14 protein-coding genes are annotated in these 17,209 nt (G+C 67.6%); 12 read left to right on the top strand and 2 right to left on the bottom strand.

Annotated features, from left to right (window positions below):
- The first annotated feature begins 70 nt into the window (after positions 1–70).
- The 6 genes from AC3WMR_RS24975 (at position 71) to AC3WMR_RS25000 (ending at position 5,650) form a co-directional block, all read left to right on the top strand.
- Complete coding sequence (locus tag AC3WMR_RS24975; RefSeq protein ID WP_006227327.1) at positions 71–286, top strand: TOBE domain-containing protein; 216 nt, start codon at positions 71–73, stop codon at positions 284–286.
- Positions 287–431: 145 nt separating this feature from the next.
- Positions 432–1,796, top strand: coding sequence for a DUF3300 domain-containing protein (locus AC3WMR_RS24980; RefSeq protein ID WP_492265908.1), 1,365 nt, complete (start codon positions 432–434; stop codon positions 1,794–1,796).
- 23 nt (positions 1,797–1,819) lie between these two features.
- On the top strand, positions 1,820–2,695 hold the full coding sequence (locus AC3WMR_RS24985) for a DUF2950 family protein (protein ID WP_492265907.1): 876 nt from the start codon (positions 1,820–1,822) through the stop codon (positions 2,693–2,695).
- Between the two features lie 222 nt (positions 2,696–2,917).
- Positions 2,918–3,862, top strand: coding sequence for a YVTN family beta-propeller repeat protein (locus AC3WMR_RS24990; protein ID WP_051593687.1), 945 nt, complete (start codon positions 2,918–2,920; stop codon positions 3,860–3,862).
- Positions 3,846–4,637 (top strand): polysaccharide deacetylase family protein, encoded by a 792-nt coding sequence (locus AC3WMR_RS24995; protein WP_492265906.1) that lies wholly within the window; start codon positions 3,846–3,848, stop codon positions 4,635–4,637. Before AC3WMR_RS24990 ends, AC3WMR_RS24995 begins: the two co-directional genes overlap by 17 nt.
- Before the next feature lie 2 nt (positions 4,638–4,639).
- Positions 4,640–5,650 (top strand): sterol desaturase family protein, encoded by a 1,011-nt coding sequence (locus tag AC3WMR_RS25000; protein WP_175193684.1) that lies wholly within the window; start codon positions 4,640–4,642, stop codon positions 5,648–5,650.
- 158 nt (positions 5,651–5,808) lie between these two features.
- On the opposite strand, the gene AC3WMR_RS25005 is transcribed toward AC3WMR_RS25000, so the two are convergent.
- A complete protein-coding gene (locus tag AC3WMR_RS25005) occupies positions 5,809–6,300 on the bottom strand; it encodes an acyl-CoA thioesterase (protein WP_183007594.1) in 492 nt (163 codons plus the stop codon).
- Positions 6,301–6,377: 77 nt separating this feature from the next.
- Positions 6,378–7,949: a DUF1254 domain-containing protein gene (locus AC3WMR_RS25010; RefSeq protein ID WP_492265980.1), complete on the bottom strand. Its 1,572-nt coding sequence runs from the start codon at positions 7,947–7,949 to the stop codon at positions 6,378–6,380.
- A 310-nt stretch (positions 7,950–8,259) separates the two neighbouring features.
- On the opposite strand from AC3WMR_RS25010, the gene fdnG reads away from it, so the two are divergent.
- The 6 genes from fdnG to selB all read left to right on the top strand — a co-directional run bounded on the left by fdnG (position 8,260) and on the right by selB (position 17,208).
- Positions 8,260–11,328, top strand: a complete 3,069-nt coding sequence (gene fdnG, locus AC3WMR_RS25015) for a formate dehydrogenase-N subunit alpha (protein WP_492265905.1) — start codon at positions 8,260–8,262, stop codon at positions 11,326–11,328.
- A 9-nt stretch (positions 11,329–11,337) separates the two neighbouring features.
- Positions 11,338–12,237: a formate dehydrogenase subunit beta gene (fdxH, locus tag AC3WMR_RS25020; protein ID WP_025139798.1), complete on the top strand. Its 900-nt coding sequence runs from the start codon at positions 11,338–11,340 to the stop codon at positions 12,235–12,237.
- Positions 12,230–12,868: a formate dehydrogenase subunit gamma gene (locus tag AC3WMR_RS25025; RefSeq protein ID WP_492265904.1), complete on the top strand. Its 639-nt coding sequence runs from the start codon at positions 12,230–12,232 to the stop codon at positions 12,866–12,868. The genes fdxH and AC3WMR_RS25025 overlap by 8 nt, the downstream gene beginning before the upstream one ends.
- Before the next feature lie 88 nt (positions 12,869–12,956).
- On the top strand, positions 12,957–13,892 hold the full coding sequence (fdhE, locus tag AC3WMR_RS25030) for a formate dehydrogenase accessory protein FdhE (RefSeq protein ID WP_175193679.1): 936 nt from the start codon (positions 12,957–12,959) through the stop codon (positions 13,890–13,892).
- Between the two features lie 2 nt (positions 13,893–13,894).
- Positions 13,895–15,307, top strand: coding sequence for an L-seryl-tRNA(Sec) selenium transferase (gene selA, locus AC3WMR_RS25035; protein ID WP_492265903.1), 1,413 nt, complete (start codon positions 13,895–13,897; stop codon positions 15,305–15,307).
- Positions 15,304–17,208: a selenocysteine-specific translation elongation factor gene (gene selB / locus AC3WMR_RS25040; protein WP_492265902.1), complete on the top strand. Its 1,905-nt coding sequence runs from the start codon at positions 15,304–15,306 to the stop codon at positions 17,206–17,208. Before selA ends, selB begins: the two co-directional genes overlap by 4 nt.
- Position 17,209: the final 1 nt, after the last annotated feature.

Consider the following 17,209-nt stretch of genomic DNA (forward strand, 5'->3'; position numbering starts at 1 on the left):
TTCCATGTGCCGGCGCCGATAACGCGCAGGCGCCTGTCACCGGTTTTTTCCATTACTTAGGAGCAGGACCATGAGCATTCAATCCATCAACGCCCGCAACCAGTTCCGCGGCAAGATCAAGGAAATCATCCTGGGCCCGGTGGTCTCGGAAGTCGACGTGGACACGCCCGCCGGCATCGTCACGTCGGTCATCACCACCCGCTCGGTCAAGGAGCTGGACCTGCAGGTGGGCACCGAGGTGCTGGCCTTCGTCAAGGCCACCGAAGTTTCGGTCGCCAAGCTGTAACGCCGGGCCTGTCGTGCCCGGGCTTTGATGCCTGACCCCGAAATTGGCGCTTGCCCGGCGCCGGTTTCGGGATATATTGTCTTCGCGGTATCCGGCGGTTCCACCCTGTTTGTAGCAGTTGCGTTGCGATCATGGAGAACGGGAAATGCGTCGACTGCAAGCGTGGTTCATCGGCTGCCTGTGCCTGGGTTTCGCCGTCTGCCTGCCCGCCATGGCGCAGGCCAAGCTCGACAAGGGGCAGCTTGACCAGCTGCTGGCGCCGGTGGCGCTGTATCCCGATGCCCTTTTATCGCAAGTGCTGATGGGGGCCACCTACCCCGACGACATCGCCGCGGCCGCGCAATGGTCCGCCGCCCACACCAATCTGTCGGGCGACGCCGCCGCCAAGGCCGTCGAACCCGAATCCTGGGACCCCAGCGTCAAGTCGCTGGTCGCCTTTCCATCGGTGATGGACCTGATGGGCCGCCAGCCCGCCTGGGTGAAATCGGTGGGCGATGCCTTCCTGGCGCAGCCGGACGACGTCATGGATTCCGTGCAGCGGCTGCGGGTTCAGGCCCGCCAGGCCGGCAACCTCAAGAGCACGCCGCAGCAGAAGGTCACGTCCAGCGATACGGGCGGCAAGACCGTCGTGGTGATCGAGCCGGCCGATCCGCAGGTGGTCTACGTGCCCAGTTACAACCCGACCGTGGTCTACGGCACCTGGCCTTACCCTGCCTACCCCCCCGCCTACTACCCGCCACCGCCAGGCTCCGTGTTCGCCACGTCGCTGGTGGCCGGCATCGGCTTCGGGCTGGGCGTGGCGGCGGTGGATTCGATGTGGGGCGGCTTCAACTGGGGCCATAACGACGTCGACATCAACGTCAACCGGTACAACAACATCAACGTGAACCAGCGCATCAACACGGCGAACGGCAACCGCGCGAATTGGCAGCACAACCCGGACCATCGCGGCAATGTGCCTTACGCCGATGCGGGCAGCCGCCAGCGCTTTGACAGCCAGCGCCAGGCCGGCTTGCAGAATCGGGCCCAGGGGCGTGCGGCGCCCGCACCCGGCTCGCGCGAAGCCGCCCGCGACCGCGCCGCGCAATCATTCCAGGGCCGCACCGGCCAGTCCATTCCCGGCCACGCCGAACCGCGTGGCGGCGACCGCCTGGGGCAGGGCGGCGCCGGCACCCGTACGCCGGGTGCCACCCGCGACCCGGGGGCGGACCGGCGGACGCCTTCCGCTGACCATCGTTCGTCCTCGGCCGATCGCCAGGCGGCGGCCCAGCGTCAACGGACGGATGCCGCGGCGGCGCGGGACCGTTCCCGCGCCAACAACGGCAGCAACGCGCTACGCGATGCCGGCAACGGCGACCGCATGCGCCAGCAGGCCCAGCGCACCGACCGCGCCCAGGCTGCGCCTCGGGGCGGCGAGGGGGTGCGTGCCGGCGGGGGCGGACGCGCCGGCGGCGCGGGGGGCGGCGGGCATCTCGGCGGTGGCGGCGGTCATTTCGGCGGCCGGAGGTAGGCACCATGAACAGCGGAGTCTCCATGATGAATGCGCTTGCCCGTCACACCCGCCGCAGCATCCGCCAGGCCGGCGCCGCCGCGCTGCTGGCCCTGGCTGCCCTGGCAACGGCCGCCGTGGCCCAGCAGTCGTATCCCACGCCGCAGGCGGCGGCCGACGCGTTTGGCGAGGCCCTGGCCACCAGCGACCGCGAGGCCATGGCCAAGGTGCTGGGGCCGGATTACCGGCAGATCGTGCCGGGAGGCGTGGCCCAGGACGATATCTACCGTTTCCTGGCCGCCTGGGCCCGCAAGCACGAGGTGATCGCCGATGGCGACCGACGCGCCTGGGTGGGCGTGGGGGATTCAGGCTGGACCATGGCGGTGCCGATCGTGCGCGTGGCGCAGGGCTGGCGGTTCGATCCCGTGGCTGGCAAAGCCGAAATTCGCCGCCGCACCATCGGCCGCAATGAACTGAGCACCATCGACACCCTGCAGGCGCTGCAAGCCGCCCAGGCGCGCTACCGCGATGGCGTGGGCCAGGGCCGCTATGCCGACCGGCTGGTCAGCCGCCCCGGTACCACCGACGGCCTGTATTGGCCGGAACTGCCCGGCTACCCGCCCCAGGCCTTCGGCCCGGACGCGCTGGCGATGGGCCCGGACGTGCCGGCGGCCGACGCCTACGACGGCTATCGCTACAAGGTGCTGCCGGCGCGCGGCGGCGACGGCTACTGGATCATCGCCTGGCCCGCCCGCTACGGCCAGACCGGCATCGGCAGCTTCGTCATCGGCGCCCAGGGCGGGGTGCGCGAGGCCGACCTGGGGGCCAGTACCGGCAGCCGCGCGCCGCGGCTCCAGGGCAGCGATGTGTCGTTCGGAAACTGGATTGACGCCAGCCCGCAACCCGTTGGCGCCAAATGATTTTTCCGATTGTTGCAGGCGGGGCGGGGCCACCATTGTTGCGGGGTCGCAACACGGCTTGGCCTTTGCCCGGAGCGGGCCGGATTGCGTTTTGGCTTACGGTTTTTTGACAGGCGGCTATGCCAAAATGGCGGGCATTGGGATCGGCTCCCGATCCCCTCTTGTCGGACCTGGAAATTGAATCCCTTGCATTTTGTCCGCTGCGCCATTTTCGGCGCAGGGATGGCGCTCAGCGCCGCGGCGGTGTCTGCCCCCATCTTTGTCCTGAATTCCCTGGACGCCAACGTCAGCATCGTCGATCCCGCCACCTACACGGAAGTGCGGCGCGTGCCCACGGGCAAGGAACCGCATCACCTGTATCTCACGCCTGACAAGAAGTCGCTGATGGTGGCCAACGCCACTGGCGACTCGATCACGCTGATGGACCCGAACACCGGCGAGGTGCAGCGCACCCTGACCGGCATCGTCGATCCCTACCAGCTGCAGTTCTCGCCGGACATGAAGTGGTTCGTCACGGCCGCCAATCGCCTGGACCACATCGACATCTACGCCTGGAAGCCGCTGGAAAAGGGCTTTGACCTGAAACTGGTCAAGCGCATCCCCGCGGGCAAGACGCCCAGCCACATCATGATCGACGCCAAGAGCACCACGGCGTACGTCACGCTGCAGGACAGCGACCAGCTCATCGCCATCGACCTGGCCACGCAAACGCCCAAATGGACCGTCTCCACCGGCAAGACGCCGGCCGACGTGTTCCTCACGCCCGACCAGAAGACGCTGCTGGTGGCGCTGACCGGTGATTCCTACGTCGAGGCCTACGACGTCAGCAACGGCCCGGCCAAGCTGATTTCCCGCATCAAGACCGCCGCCGGCGCGCACGCCTTCCGCGCGCAGGGCGACAAGCGCCACCTGTTCGTCAGCAACCGCACCGCCAACTCCATCAGCCGCATCGACCTGCAGACGCTGGCCGTGGTCGACACCTTCCCGGTGCCGGGCGGCCCGGACTGCATGGACGTGCTGGCCGACGGCAAGACGCTGCTGGTCACCTCGCGCTGGGCGCGCAAGCTCACCGTCGTCGACCTGGACCAGAAAAAGGTCGTCAAGCAGGTCAACGTGGGCAAGTCGCCGCACGGGGTCTGGACGCTGAACCATGCGCCGACCCGCTAAACGCCTTGCCGCCGCCGTCTGCCTGGCCATGACGGCCTCGGCCGCCACGGCGGCCCCGGCGGTGTGCGAAAAGCCCGTCTACCTGACCTTCGACACCGGCCACATGGGCGTGGCCCCGCTGATCGCCGACGTGCTGGCGCGCCACCACGTCAAGGTTACGTTCTTCCTGGCTAACGAGCGCACGCTGACCGACGGCAGCAGCCTGGACGATCAGTGGGCGCCCTGGTGGAAGGCGCGCGCCGCCGAAGGCCATGTGTTCGGCTCGCATACCTACGACCACGTCTACTGGCAGGGCGACCTGCCGGACGGCAAGTTCCGCGTCAAACCCAGCGCCGGCCCCGACACGGGCAAGCGCCAGACCTGGACGGCCGAGCAATACTGCGCCGAAATCACCCGGTCGGCCGCTCGTTTCAAACAGATGACGGGCAAGACCATGCTGCCGCTGTACCGCGCGCCGGGCGGCAAGACCTCGCCGGCCCTGCTGCGCGCCGCCAAGGCCTGCGGCTACGAGCACGTGGGCTGGGCCCCGGCGGGCTTCCTGGGCGACGAACTGCCCAGCGACAAGTATCCCAACGCCAAGCTGCTGGACCAGGCGCTGCGCACCATCAAGCCTGGCGACATCCTGCTGGCGCACCTGGGTATCTGGTCGCGCCAGGACCCCTGGGCCCCCGCCGTGCTCGAACCGCTGATTGAAGGCCTGCAGCGCAAGGGCTATTGTTTTGCTACTTTGGATACGCATCCCGCTTACCGCGACTGGATCGCTACGCATCACTGATCATGGATACGCTTAGTCAATGGTTCGGGAACTGCCAGCAATGGCTGTTCGAAACCCTGGTGCAGCCGGCGCTGTTCCACCTGGGCCTGAGCAATTTCATCGAAGACGGCTACGACGCCACCATGTGGCTGCTGGTCGGCCTGGTGCAGGTGGCCGTGCTGCTGCTGATCTTCGGTCCGCTGCAACGCCTGCGCCCGGTTGAAGCCGTCACCGACCGCCAGCAGATCGGCATCGACGTGCTCTACACGTTGATCCACCGCCTGGGCGTGTTCCGCCTGGCGCTGTTCTTCACCATCGACCCGTTCTGGGACAGCGTCTTCGGGCAGCTGCACATCTGGGGCTTTGCGCCGTTCCAGCTGGATCAGTATTGGCCCGGCGTCACCGACAACGCCTGGGTCAGCCTGGTCATCTACCTGCTGCTGTTCGACCTGGTCGACTATCTGTATCACCGCGCGCAACACCGCTACAGCTGGCTTTGGGCGCTGCACGCCGTGCACCACAGCCAACGCCAGATGACCATCTGGAGCGACGACCGCAACCACCTGCTCGACGACATGCTGCGCGACGTGCTGGTGGTGTTCGTGTCACAACTGGTGGGCGTGCCGCCCGCGCAGTTCGTGGCGATCGTGGCCATCACGCAGCTGGCGCAAAGCTTCTCGCACGCCAACCTGCGCATGCACTTCGGCGCCATCGGCGAGCGCCTGCTGGTCAGCCCGCGCTTTCACCGTCACCATCACTCCATCGCCTATGACGCGTCCACGCCGGGGCCGGCGGGCGGCTACAACTTTGCCGCGCTGTTTCCCATCTGGGACGTGTTGTTCCGCTCGGCACGCTTTGGCGTGGGCTACGGCCCCACGGGCATTCATGACCAGCAACCCGAACTGGGCGGCCGCGACTACGGCCGCGGCTTCTGGGCGCAGCAGTGGTTGGGGTTGAAACGCATGGTGGGCCGCGACCGCGAGCCGGCTGTCACCGCCCCGCCGCGCCCGCCGGGGGCGACCGAGGGCGCGTAAGGCGCCGTCGGCGCCAGGCGGGTCGTGGCAGATGTCATGACACGAAAAAACCGGGCAAAGGCCCGGTTTTTTCATGCGTGCTCAGGTGGCTCTTGGCGCAGGCGTTACCGCAACAGGACGGTACAACCCGGCCCGCCGCGCGATGTGCCGGGCGGGTCTCAGCCGGTGGTTTCCCGCTTGATCTCGTCGTGGCGCCGTTCCATTTCCTGGCGCAGTTCGCGGCGCAGGCGGGCGGCTTCGAAGCGTTGCTTTTCCTCCAGATTGCGCGGCTCCAGCGGTGGCACCGCCGTCGGCGCGCCCGCATCGTCCACCGCCACCATCGTGAAATAGCAGCTGTTGGTGTGGCGCACCAGCTTCTTGCGGATGTCTTCCGTGACCACCTTGATGCCGATTTCCATCGAGGTGCGGCCGGTGTAGTTCACTGCCGCCAGAAAGGTCACCAGCTCGCCGACGTGGATTGGTTCGCGGAACACGACCTGGTCGACCGACAGCGTCACGACGTACTGGCCGGCGTAGCGGCTGGCACAGGCGTAGGCCACCTGGTCCAGGTATTTGAGAATGGTGCCGCCGTGCACATTGCCTGAGAAATTCGCCATGTCAGGCGTCATCAGGATGGTCATCGACAGTTGGTGGCTAAAGGCGTCGTCCATGGCGGGCGTTCTACTCAACGATAAAACGCCTATGGTAGTGGCGAAAGCCTGTCATATCGCCGTCTTCACGGCGTTTGCTAGGGTTTCTTCACGGCGGCGGGCGCCTTCCCGGCGGCCGGCGTCCTCCCGGAGGCGGGGGGCGCCGCAGGTGCCGCCGAGGCCGCGGGTGCCGGCGCGGCGGCGGGCGTCGCCGGAGCCGGTTCCGCTTCCACCAGGGGTTCCGGCACGGGTTCGTCGCGTACGGCCGCGGGCGGCGCCCACAGGCCGTCCAGCAGCGCCGGGCCGGGGGCATAGGCCCGTAGCAGCACGGTCACCGGCCCCGTGGCCGCCACCGGCAGCCAGTTGGCCTGTACGCCGGGCTCGGGCGCGGCATGGCTGATCACCACATCCAGGGAGCCATCGGCGTTGTACTGCAGCGGATCGCGGTCGCCCAGCGCGTAGCGGTCCAGCGGATTGGCGACCGGCATGCCCTGGCCGTCGTACGCGGCCAGTGACCACAGCGCGCCGGCGGGCGGCAACTGTCCGCTGGCGAAATGCAGGGTGTAGCGGTGCGCGCCTTCCAGCGGCCGACCCTGGCTGTCGGCGGCCAGCAGCAGCACGGCCAGGTCTTCGGGCAGGCCTGCGCCCGGCTGCGCCTGGGCCGACAGGGCGCGCCGCAGATAGGCGTTGCCGTAGACGCCGGTGCTGGCGGTTTCGCGCTGCCAGCCGTTGATGCTGCCCAGCGTGACGCCCGCGGCGGCCTGCATGCGGTCGCGCGCGGCGCGCAGGCCGCGGCGCAGGCCCTGCTTGACCGGGTGGTCCTGCTTGTCGAAATCGAACGGCCGGCCGGGTATCAAGCCGACCCGGCGCAGCTTGGCCAGCACCGGCTGGTCGGTGGCGTGCGGCGGGTTCTTGCGCAGCAGCTCGGCGGCGTAGGTGAAGAAGGCATCGGTCGGCATCGACTCGACCTGCTCGCGCACCGGGATCTTCATGTCCAGGGAAGGGTCCGCCTTGACTCGCTGCGACTGCGGCGGCAGGTTCCACTGGGCCAGCGGCGTCACGGTAAACCCGTCCTGCAAGGCGTTGACGGCCGGATAGTCGGCGGGGCCATCGGCCTGGATCAGGTTCTTGGCCCACACATAGGCCGTGGGCGCATCGATGCGCGGCATGCCGGACGGCAGCGTGCCGGTCCAGCCTGGCGGCACGAGGGCGGTGTTACCGCGCGCCGTGCCGGTGCTGCGCTTGCCCAGCGTGGCAAAGGCCTCGTTCCACATGTCGAGCAGGGTCAGGGTGTAGAGCCGGCCATGTGTGTCGGGGGCGGACAGCACCACGGGGCCGGCCGTCAGGTCCAGCCAGGCGGTGCTGCGCAGCATGTCCGGGTTGGCCCATGGCGTGGCGGCGCCCGGCCGGGGCAGGGCGCGCTGGTGCAGGAGGGCGTTGGCGGGCGCGCCCTGGGCACCTTGCGACGGATGGGTGAACTGGCGCCGCGTCAGGTCCATGGTGACCAGCGGATAGAAGTACAGATAGCCTTCCATCGCCGCGTCGTGGGCGGCCTCGGTGGCGGCAGCGGCCGGCGACAGCGTGGGCGCGGCCAGGACGGGGGCGGCGCCCAGGCTCAGGGTCGTCAGGGAAAGGGCGGCGTGGAGCAGGGCCGTCCGGGGCAAAGCCATGCGGGACAGCGCCGACAGCGACAGGGTCAGGGGGGCAAAGCGGCGCATCGGCGCTCCAACAGGCGTGCGGGGATCAGGCGGAAAAGGCGGGCCGGAACCCGCCGCCGGCAATGGTAGCAGCCTCGGGATCATCCAAAATCTGCGAAAACCCCCGGTTTGGCCGCCAAATCCATCGGGAAAGCCCGTCCCCCATGGCCGATGGCGCCCGGCGCGCACTGCGCCTATACTTGCTTGCATATCCTTGGAACTTGTAGGGCTTTTCTTCGGATCGGTCCGAGAGTTCCCCCTTTCACCCGGAGAGGAGTGTTTCATGGTCAACATGAACCGCCGCCAGTTCTTCAAGGTGACCGGTACGACGCTGGCGGGCTCGAGCCTGGCCTTGCTGGGGGTAGCCCCCGGCACGGCAATGGCTGAAGTCCGCCAGTACAAGCTTGCGCGCATGACGGAAACGCGCAACACCTGTCCCTACTGTTCGGTCGCCTGTGGTCTCTTGATGTATGGCCTGGGCGACGGCGCCAAGAATGCCCGCGCCAGCATCATGCACATCGAAGGCGACCCCGACCACCCCGTGAACCGCGGGACCCTCTGTCCCAAGGGCGCCGGTCTGATCGACTTCATCCACAGCCCCAACCGCCTGAAATTCCCGGAATACCGGGCGCCCGGTTCGGACAAGTGGGTGCGGATGTCGTGGGACGACGCCCTGACGCGCATCACCAAGCTCATGAAAGCCGACCGCGACGCGAACTTCGTCGAGAAGACCGCGGACGGCAAGACAGTCAACCGGTGGCTGACCACCGGCATGCTGGCCGCCTCGGCAAGCAGCAACGAGGTGGGCTACATCACGCACAAGACCGTGCGCAGCATGGGGATGTTGGCGTTCGACAATCAAGCCCGTGTCTGACATGGCCCGACGGTGGCAGGTCTTGCCCCGACGTTTGGCCGTGGAGCGATGACGAACCATTGGGTCGACATCAAGAACGCGGACGTAGTACTGATCATGGGCGGCAATGCCGCCGAGGCCCACCCGTGCGGGTTCAAATGGGTCACGGAAGCGAAAGCCCATAACAAGGCCAAGCTGATCGTCGTGGATCCGCGCTTCACGCGCTCGGCATCCGTGGCGGACTTCTACGCGCCCATACGCACCGGCACCGACATCATTTTCCTGGGCGGCGTCATCAAGTACCTGTTGGATCACGACAAGATCCAGCACGAGTACGTGCGCAACTACACCGACTTTTCGTACATCGTGCGCGAGGACTTCACGTTCGACGCGGGCCTGTACTCGGGCTACAACGCCGACAAGCGCAGCTACGACAAGGCCAGCTGGGATTATGAGCGCGGCGACGACGGCTTCGTCAAGACGGACCCGTCGCTGCAGCATCCGCGCACGGTCTACCAGCTCTTGAAGAAGCACTATTCGCGCTACACCGAAGAGATGGTCGAACGCGTCTGCGGCACGCCCAAGGACAAGTTCCTGAAGGTGTGTGACATGTTGGCGTCCACCGCCACCACCGACCGCGCCGCCACCATCCTGTACGCGCTGGGCTGGACGCAGCATTCGATCGGTTCGCAGATCATCCGCACCGGCGCCATGGTGCAGCTGCTGTTGGGCAACATCGGTATTGCCGGCGGCGGCATGAATGCGCTGCGCGGGCACTCGAACATCCAGGGCCTGACTGACCTGGGCCTGATGTCGAACCTGCTGCCCGGCTACATGACCCTGCCCAACGAGCCTGAACAGGACTATGGCAAGTACATCGAGTCGCGCGCGCTCAAGCCCCTGCGGCCCAACCAGCTCAGCTACTGGCAGAACTACAGCAAGTTCCACGTGAGCCTGATGAAGGCCTGGTGGGGCAAGGCTGCCACGGCCGAGAACAACTGGGCGTTCGACTACCTGCCCAAGCTGGACAAGCTCTACGACATGCTCCAAGTCTATGAGCTGATGGTGCAGGGCAAGATGAACGGCTACCTGGCGCAGGGCTTCAACCCGCTGGCGGCCGCGCCCAACAAGGCCAAGCTGAACGCGGGTTTCGCCAAGCTGAAGTTCCTGGTCATCATGGACCCGCTGGTCACCGAGACCTCGGAATTCTGGCGCAACGCGGGCGAGGCCAACGACGTCGATCCCTCGCAGATCCAGACCGAAGTGTTCCGTCTGCCCACGACCTGTTTCGCCGAAGAAGACGGTGCGCTGGTCAATTCCGGGCGCTGGCTGCAATGGCACTGGAAGGGCGCCGAGCCTCCGGGCGAGGCCAAGAGCGACATCGAGATCATGTCGCTGATCTTCACGCGCCTGCGCAAGATGTACCAGGACGAAGGCGGCAAGTATCCCGACCCCATCGTCAACCTCTCGTGGCCGTATTCCAACCCGCAAAGTCCCACCGCGGAAGAGCTGGCCAAGGAATACTCGGGCAAGGCGCTGGTGGACCTCGCCGACCCCAAGGACGCGACCAAGATCACCCGCAAGGGCGGCGAGCAGCTGGCCGGTTTCGCCGAGTTGCGCGACGATGGTTCGACGGCCAGCGGCTGTTGGATCTTCGCCGGCGCCTGGGGCCCCGGCGGCAACCTGATGGCGCGCCGCGACAACAGCGACCCCACCGGCATCGGCCAGACCTTGAACTGGGCCTGGGCGTGGCCGGCCAACCGCCGCATCCTGTACAACCGGGCCTCGTGCGACGTGTCCGGCAAGCCGTTCAACCCGCGCCGCAACCTGATTTCCTGGAATGGCAAGGCGTGGGTCGGGGCCGACATCCCTGACTTCAAGGGCGATGAAAACCCCGACGGCGGCATGGGCCCGTTCATCATGAACCCCGAGGGCGTGGCGCGCTTCTTCGCACGGGCGGGCATGGCCGAAGGGCCGTTCCCCGAACATTACGAGCCGTTCGAGAACCCGCTGGGCTACAACCCGCTGTATCCGAAGGCCAAGGGCGTCACCAGCAATCCGGCGGCGCGCGTGTTCAAGGACGACCTGGCGGCCATGGGCACGGTGGACAAGTTCCCGTACGTGGCCACCACCTACCGCCTGACCGAGCACTTCCACTACTGGACCAAGAACGTCCGCATCAACGCGATCCTGCAGCCCGAGCAGTTCGTCGAGATCGGCGAAGTCATGGCCAAGGAACTGGGCATCGCCAACGGTTCGCGCGTCAAGGTGTCGTCCAACCGCGGCTACATCAAGGCGGTGGCGCTGGTCACCAAGCGCTTGCGGCCGCTGACCATCGAAGGCAAGACCGTGCACCACGTGGGCATCCCGATCCATTGGGGCTTCGTGGGCCTGGCCAAGCCGGGCTTCCTCACCAACACCCTGACGCCATTCGTGGGCGACGGCAATTCCCAGACTCCGGAATTCAAGTCGTTCCTGGTGCAGGTCGAGAAAGCTTAGGAGACCGACATGTCCATGCAATCCCTAGACATCAAGCGGCGCTCCGCCACCACCACGCCGCCGCCGGGCATCCGCGAGCCCATCACGGGCTCGGTGGCCAAGCTGATCGACGTGTCCAAGTGCATCGGCTGCAAGGCGTGCCAAAGCGCCTGCATGGAATGGAACGACCTGCGCGACGAGATCGGCACCAACGTCGGCGTGTACGACAATCCGGCCGACCTGACCGAGCATTCCTGGACCGTCATGCGCTTCTCGGAATACGAGAATCCGCAGGGCGACCTGGAATGGCTGATCCGCAAGGACGGCTGCATGCACTGCGAGGACCCGGGCTGCCTGAAGGCCTGTCCGTCGCCGGGCGCCATCATCCAGTACAACAACGGCATCGTCGATTTCCACGAAGAGAACTGCATCGGTTGCGGCTACTGCATCACCGGCTGTCCGTTCAACGTGCCGCGCATCTCCAAGAAGGACCACAAGGCATACAAGTGCACCCTGTGTTCCGACCGCGTGGCCGTCGGCCAGGAACCGGCCTGCGTCAAGGCCTGTCCCACCGGCGCCATCGTGTTCGGCACCAAGGACGACATGAAGCAGCACGCGGCCGAGCGCATCGAAGACCTGAAGTCGCGGGGCTTCGACCAGGCCGGCCTGTACGACCCGCAAGGGGTGGGCGGCACCCACGTCATGTACGTGCTGCATCACGCCGACCAGCCCGGGCTGTACCACGGGTTGCCGAAGGACCCGCACATCAGCCCGATGGTGTCGCTGTGGAAGGGCATCACCAAACCGCTCGGCGTGGCCGTCATGGCGCTGACGGCGCTGGCGGGCTTCTTCCACTACGCCCGCGTTGGCCGCAACGAGGTCAGCGAGGAAGACGAACGCCGCGCCGAAGAGGAGGTGCGCCATGAGTGAAGACCACCGTCACCGCCGCATCAAGCGTTACTCGCCGGGCGAGCGCACCAACCACTGGATCATCGCCCTGACGTTCATCATGCTGGCGCTGTCCGGGCTGGCGCTGTTTCACCCGTCGATGTTCTGGCTGACCAATCTGTTCGGCGGCGGCCCCTGGACGCGCATCCTGCATCCGTTCATCGGTTTGGTCATGTTCGTCTGCTTCGTCGTGTTCGCCGGCCACATGTGGCGCTACAACCTGCTGACGCGCGCCGACCGCCAGTGGCTGCGGCAGCTGGACGACGTGCTGGACAACCGCGAAGAAAAGTTGCCCGAAGTCGGCAAGTACAACGCCGGCCAGAAGCTGCTGTTCTACGTGCTGATCCTGTGCATGCTGGGGTTGTTCGTCAGCGGCATCGTCATCTGGCGCGAGTTCTTCGCCTTCTATTTCCCGATCTGGGTCGTCCGCGCGGCGTCGGTGCTGCATGCCGTTTGTGCATTGGTGCTGATTTGCGCGATCATTGTGCATATTTATGCGGCGATCTGGGTCAAGGGTTCCCTGACGGCAATGCTGCGGGGCTATGTGACCGCGGGCTGGGCGTGGAAGCACCATCGCGCCTGGTTCCGGGAACAGGTGGGCAAGAGCAAGTAATCCGCCTGGCCGATTTCACGGGTCTGACCGCACGGCTGCCTCCCCTTTGCCGGGGCGGCAGCCGTGTTTGTTTATCTGGAGACGCGAATTGCAGCGAATTCTTCCGCGCGGCGAGATCGAAGCGCTAGACCACAACACCATTCCCCGCGTCCAGTTGCCGGCGCGCGAGTCGGTTTTCGCGACCCGCGCGGCCCGCTTGCGGCAACTGGCCGCGGACAGTCCGGTGGCCGACTATCTGCTGTTGATGGCCCGGTTGGTCGACGCCCAGCATCGTGCGCTGAAGGGCTGCGCCGCGCCGCCCGCCTCGCAAGAGCGCATCGAACTGGCCCAGACCCACGGCATGCCGCCGCTGCAAGCCGTGGGCTGGCCGCGCGACCCGCTGTGGCGGGACATCCTGCGCCAGCTGGTCGACGATGTCGCCGCCGGCCCCGACGTGCCGGCCGAGGCCGTCGAGGTCTGTGCGTCGCTGCGCCGTGCGCTGGACGAAGACACCGAATCGCTCGAAGACCTGGCCGAGGCCGTGCTGTCTGAACAGCACCACGGCGTGGACGGCGCTGCCGCCCCGTTCGTGATGGCTGCGCTGCAGGTCTACTGGACCGACCTGGCCAGCCGCTTTGACGAAAAGCAGTTGCCCGTGGCCTCGCCCTTCGGCGTGTGTCCGGTGTGCGCCAGCCTGCCGGTGGCCAGCGTGGTGCGGGTCGGCGGCCAGTTCGAAGGCTACCGTTACCTGTGCTGCAGCCTCTGCGCGACCCAATGGCACATGGTGCGCGTCAAGTGCACGCACTGCGAAGACGTGGAATCGGTGGCCTACCAGGCCATCGACGGCCGTTCGCCCGCCATCAAGGCCGAAACCTGCGACCGTTGCCACGCCTATCGCAAGATCTTCTATCAAGACAAGGACCTGCACGTCGAACCGGTGGCCGACGACCTGGCCAGCCTGATGCTGGACGTGCTGGTGGGCGAGGCTGGCTATTCACGGGCCAGCGGCAATCCGCTGCTGTGGCACGGCGCCGACGAGGAATAGCCATGGCCGATCTCGCCGCCGCCGCCGACATTCCGGCGCTGGACCGCCTGCTGAACGCGCCCGGCCTGGCGGGCGCGTTGGAAACCCACGGTCGCACGCAGGTCGTGGCGGCGTTGCGCCGCCACCTGGACTTGCTGCGCCAGCGGGCTTTGGCGGGCGAGCTGCCGCGCGCGGACCTGGCCGAGGCCACGGTTGCGTCGGCAGTGTCGGCCGCGCTGGCGGCTGCCGCGGCGCCGCGCCTGCGGGCCGTGTACAACCTGACGGGCACGGTCCTGCACACCAACCTGGGGCGCGCACTGCTGCCCGACGAGGCCGTCGATTCGGTGCTGCGTGCGCTGCGTTCGCCGGCCAACCTGGAATTCGACCTGGACACGGGCGGGCGCGGCGACCGTGATGACCTGATCGACGACCTGCTGTGTGAACTGACCGGGGCCGAAGCTGCCACCGTGGTCAACAACAACGCGGCCGCCGTGCTGCTGATGCTGAATGCGCTGGCCGACCGCCGCGAGGTGGTCGTGTCGCGCGGCGAGCTGGTCGAGATCGGCGGCGCCTTCCGCATTCCGGACATCATGAAGCGGGCCGGCGCCAAGTTGGTCGAGGTAGGCACCACCAACCGCACCCATGCGGCCGACTACGAGACCGCCATCGGCCCGCGCACCGCGATGCTGATGAAGGTGCATTGCAGCAACTATGCGGTCACCGGTTTCACCAAGAGCGTCAGCGTGGCCGAGGTGGCAGCGCTGGCGCATGCACGCGGGCTGCCCGCCACGGTGGACCTGGGCAGCGGCACGCTGGTGGACCTGACGCAATTCGGCCTGCCGCGCGAAGACACGGTGCGCGAGACCATCGCGGCGGGCGCCGACCTGGTGACGTTCAGCGGCGACAAGCTCCTGGGCGGACCGCAGGCGGGCCTGCTGGTGGGTCGCGCCGACCTGATCCGCAAGATCAAGAAAAACCCGCTCAAGCGCGCGCTGCGCGTGGGCAAGCTGACGCTGGCCGCCCTGGAGCCGGTGCTGGCGCTGTATCGCGCACCGGAATTCCTGGCGCAGCGCCTGACCACGTTGCGGCTGCTCACGCGTCCGCAGCGCGAGATCCAGCCGCAGGCCGAGCGCCTGCGCGGCACGCTGGCCCATGCCGTGGGCGCGGACTACGAGGTGCAGGCGGTGCCGATGTTCAGCCAGATTGGCAGCGGCGCCTTGCCGGTGGACCAACTGCCCAGCTTCGGGCTGGCGGTGCGTTACACCGGCGGCGGACGTCCCGGGCGCCATCTGGACCGCCTGGAAGCGCGGCTGCGGGGCCTGCCGGTGCCCGTGATCGGCCGCATCGCGGACGACGCGCTGTGGCTCGATTTGCGCTGCCTGGAGGCCCGCGACGAAGCCGACTTCGCCGCGCAGCTGGCGGAGCCCCTGGCATGATCGTCGGCACCGCCGGCCATATCGACCATGGCAAGACCACGTTGGTGCGGGCGCTGACGGGGGTGGACACCGACCGCCTGAAGGAAGAGAAGGCGCGCGGCATTTCCATTGAACTGGGCTACGCCTATACGCCGCTGGCCAATGGTGATGTGCTGGGCTTCATCGACGTGCCGGGCCATGAAAGACTGGTGCACACGATGGCCGCGGGCGCCAGCGGCATCGACTTCGGCCTGCTGGTGGTGGCGGCCGACGACGGCGTCATGCCGCAGACGCGCGAGCACCTGGCGATTCTGACGCTGCTGGGCGTGGCGCGCGGCGCGGTGGCGCTGACCAAGGCGGATCGCGCCGATGCGGCTCGGCTGGCGGCGGTGCGCGCCGAGATCGTGGCCCTGGTGGCGGATACCTTTTTGCAGGGCGCACCCGTGTTCGAGGTTTGCGCCGCGCAGCCGGATGACGGTGGCACGGCCGACCTGAAACGCCACCTGGACGAGGCCGCGCAGGCGCTGGGCGCACGCGGCCACCAAGGCCTGTTTCGACTGGCGGTGGACCGGGTGTTCACACTGGCGGGCCACGGCACGGTGGTGACGGGCACGGCGCACGGCGGCCAGGCGCGGGCGGGCGACGATGACGCTGATCTGCGCCTGATGCCGGCGGGCACGCGGGTGCGGGTGCGCAGCATCCATGCGCAGAATCAACCTAGCGCAACGGGCTCGGCCGGGCAACGCTGCGCCTTGAACCTTGCGGGCATCGACAAGCAGGCAATCGCGCGCGGCGACTGGATCGCGGATGCGCGCTGTTTCCTGCCGTTGCGCCACGTGGACGTGGCGCTGACGTTGCTGGATTCGGCCGATGCGGCGCTGCGGGCCTGGACGCCGCTGCATGTGCATGTCGGCGCCGCGCGCCATATGGCGCATGCCGTTCCGCTGTCGGCGGAATCGCTGGCGCCGGGGCAGTCCGGCTGGGTGCAGCTGGTGTTCGACGAGCCGGTGTGCGCGATGCCGGGCGACCGCTACATCGTGCGCAATGCGCAGGCGACGCGCACGGTGGGCGGGGGCCGGGTGCTGGACCCGAACGCGCCGGACCGCAAGCGCCGCGCAGCATCGCGGCTGCAATGGCTGGGCGCGGTGGCCGAGATGCTGGATGGCGGCGGGCTGCATCCGTTGCTGGAACAGGCGACCCTGGGCCTGGACGAAGCGGCATTGCAGCGCCTGACGGGCCAGCCGGTCAGCGAACTGGCCGCGCCGCACGGGGCCTGCTGGATTGCGCCGCGCACGCCGCAAGGGGCGCGCACGCTGATCCTGTCGTCGCACTGGGAGGCATTGCGTGATCGGGTGGAAGCGGCGCTGGCGGCCTTTCACCAGGGGGCGCCGGATGAGCCGGGGCCAGACAGTTCACGGCTGCGCCGGATGGCCTTGCCGACAGCGCCAGAACCGCTGTGGCAGGGGTTGCTGGATCATCTGCAGCAGCATGGCCGGGTGGTGCGCAATGGGCCGTGGCTGCATCTGCCGAATCATGTGGCGGTGCTGGCCGAAGGCGAGGCGCGATTGGCGCAACGGCTGCTGCCGCTGCTGTCGGCGGGGGCCTACGATCCGCCATGGGTACGGGATATGGCGCGGCTGCTGGCCGAGCCGGAAGAGCGGGTGCGGCTGGTGCTGCGCAAGCTGCTCAGGCGCGGTGAGGTGGCGCAGGTGGTGAAGGATCTGTTCTATGCGCGCGAGCGGGTGGCGCAATTGGAGGCGCTGGCGGTCGAACTGGCGGGCAAGCCTGCGGGGTTGAATGCGGCGGCGTTCCGGGATGCGACGGGGTTGGGGCGCAAGCGGGCGATCCAGATTCTGGAGTTTTTTGATCGGACGGGGGTGACGCGGCGGGTGCGGGATACGCATGTGCTGCGGGTATCATAGG

Source organism: Achromobacter sp. FW305-C-28, assembly GCF_058783235.1.

Bases quoted from the DNA above. Each gene is read 5' to 3' on its own strand.
- AC3WMR_RS24975 (WP_006227327.1), top strand. From the start codon at position 71: ATGAGCATTCAATCCATCAACGCCCGCAACCAGTTCCGCGGCAAGATC.
- AC3WMR_RS24980 (WP_492265908.1), top strand. From the start codon at position 432: ATGCGTCGACTGCAAGCGTGGTTCATCGGCTGCCTGTGCCTGGGTTTC.
- AC3WMR_RS24985 (WP_492265907.1), top strand. From the start codon at position 1,820: ATGATGAATGCGCTTGCCCGTCACACCCGCCGCAGCATCCGCCAGGCC.
- AC3WMR_RS24990 (WP_051593687.1), top strand. From the start codon at position 2,918: ATGGCGCTCAGCGCCGCGGCGGTGTCTGCCCCCATCTTTGTCCTGAAT.
- AC3WMR_RS24995 (WP_492265906.1), top strand. From the start codon at position 3,846: ATGCGCCGACCCGCTAAACGCCTTGCCGCCGCCGTCTGCCTGGCCATG.
- AC3WMR_RS25000 (WP_175193684.1), top strand. From the start codon at position 4,640: ATGGATACGCTTAGTCAATGGTTCGGGAACTGCCAGCAATGGCTGTTC.
- AC3WMR_RS25005 (WP_183007594.1), bottom strand. From the start codon at position 6,300: ATGGACGACGCCTTTAGCCACCAACTGTCGATGACCATCCTGATGACG.
- AC3WMR_RS25010 (WP_492265980.1), bottom strand. From the start codon at position 7,949: ATGGCTTTGCCCCGGACGGCCCTGCTCCACGCCGCCCTTTCCCTGACG.
- fdxH (WP_025139798.1), top strand. From the start codon at position 11,338: ATGTCCATGCAATCCCTAGACATCAAGCGGCGCTCCGCCACCACCACG.
- AC3WMR_RS25025 (WP_492265904.1), top strand. From the start codon at position 12,230: ATGAGTGAAGACCACCGTCACCGCCGCATCAAGCGTTACTCGCCGGGC.
- selA (WP_492265903.1), top strand. From the start codon at position 13,895: ATGGCCGATCTCGCCGCCGCCGCCGACATTCCGGCGCTGGACCGCCTG.
- selB (WP_492265902.1), top strand. From the start codon at position 15,304: ATGATCGTCGGCACCGCCGGCCATATCGACCATGGCAAGACCACGTTG.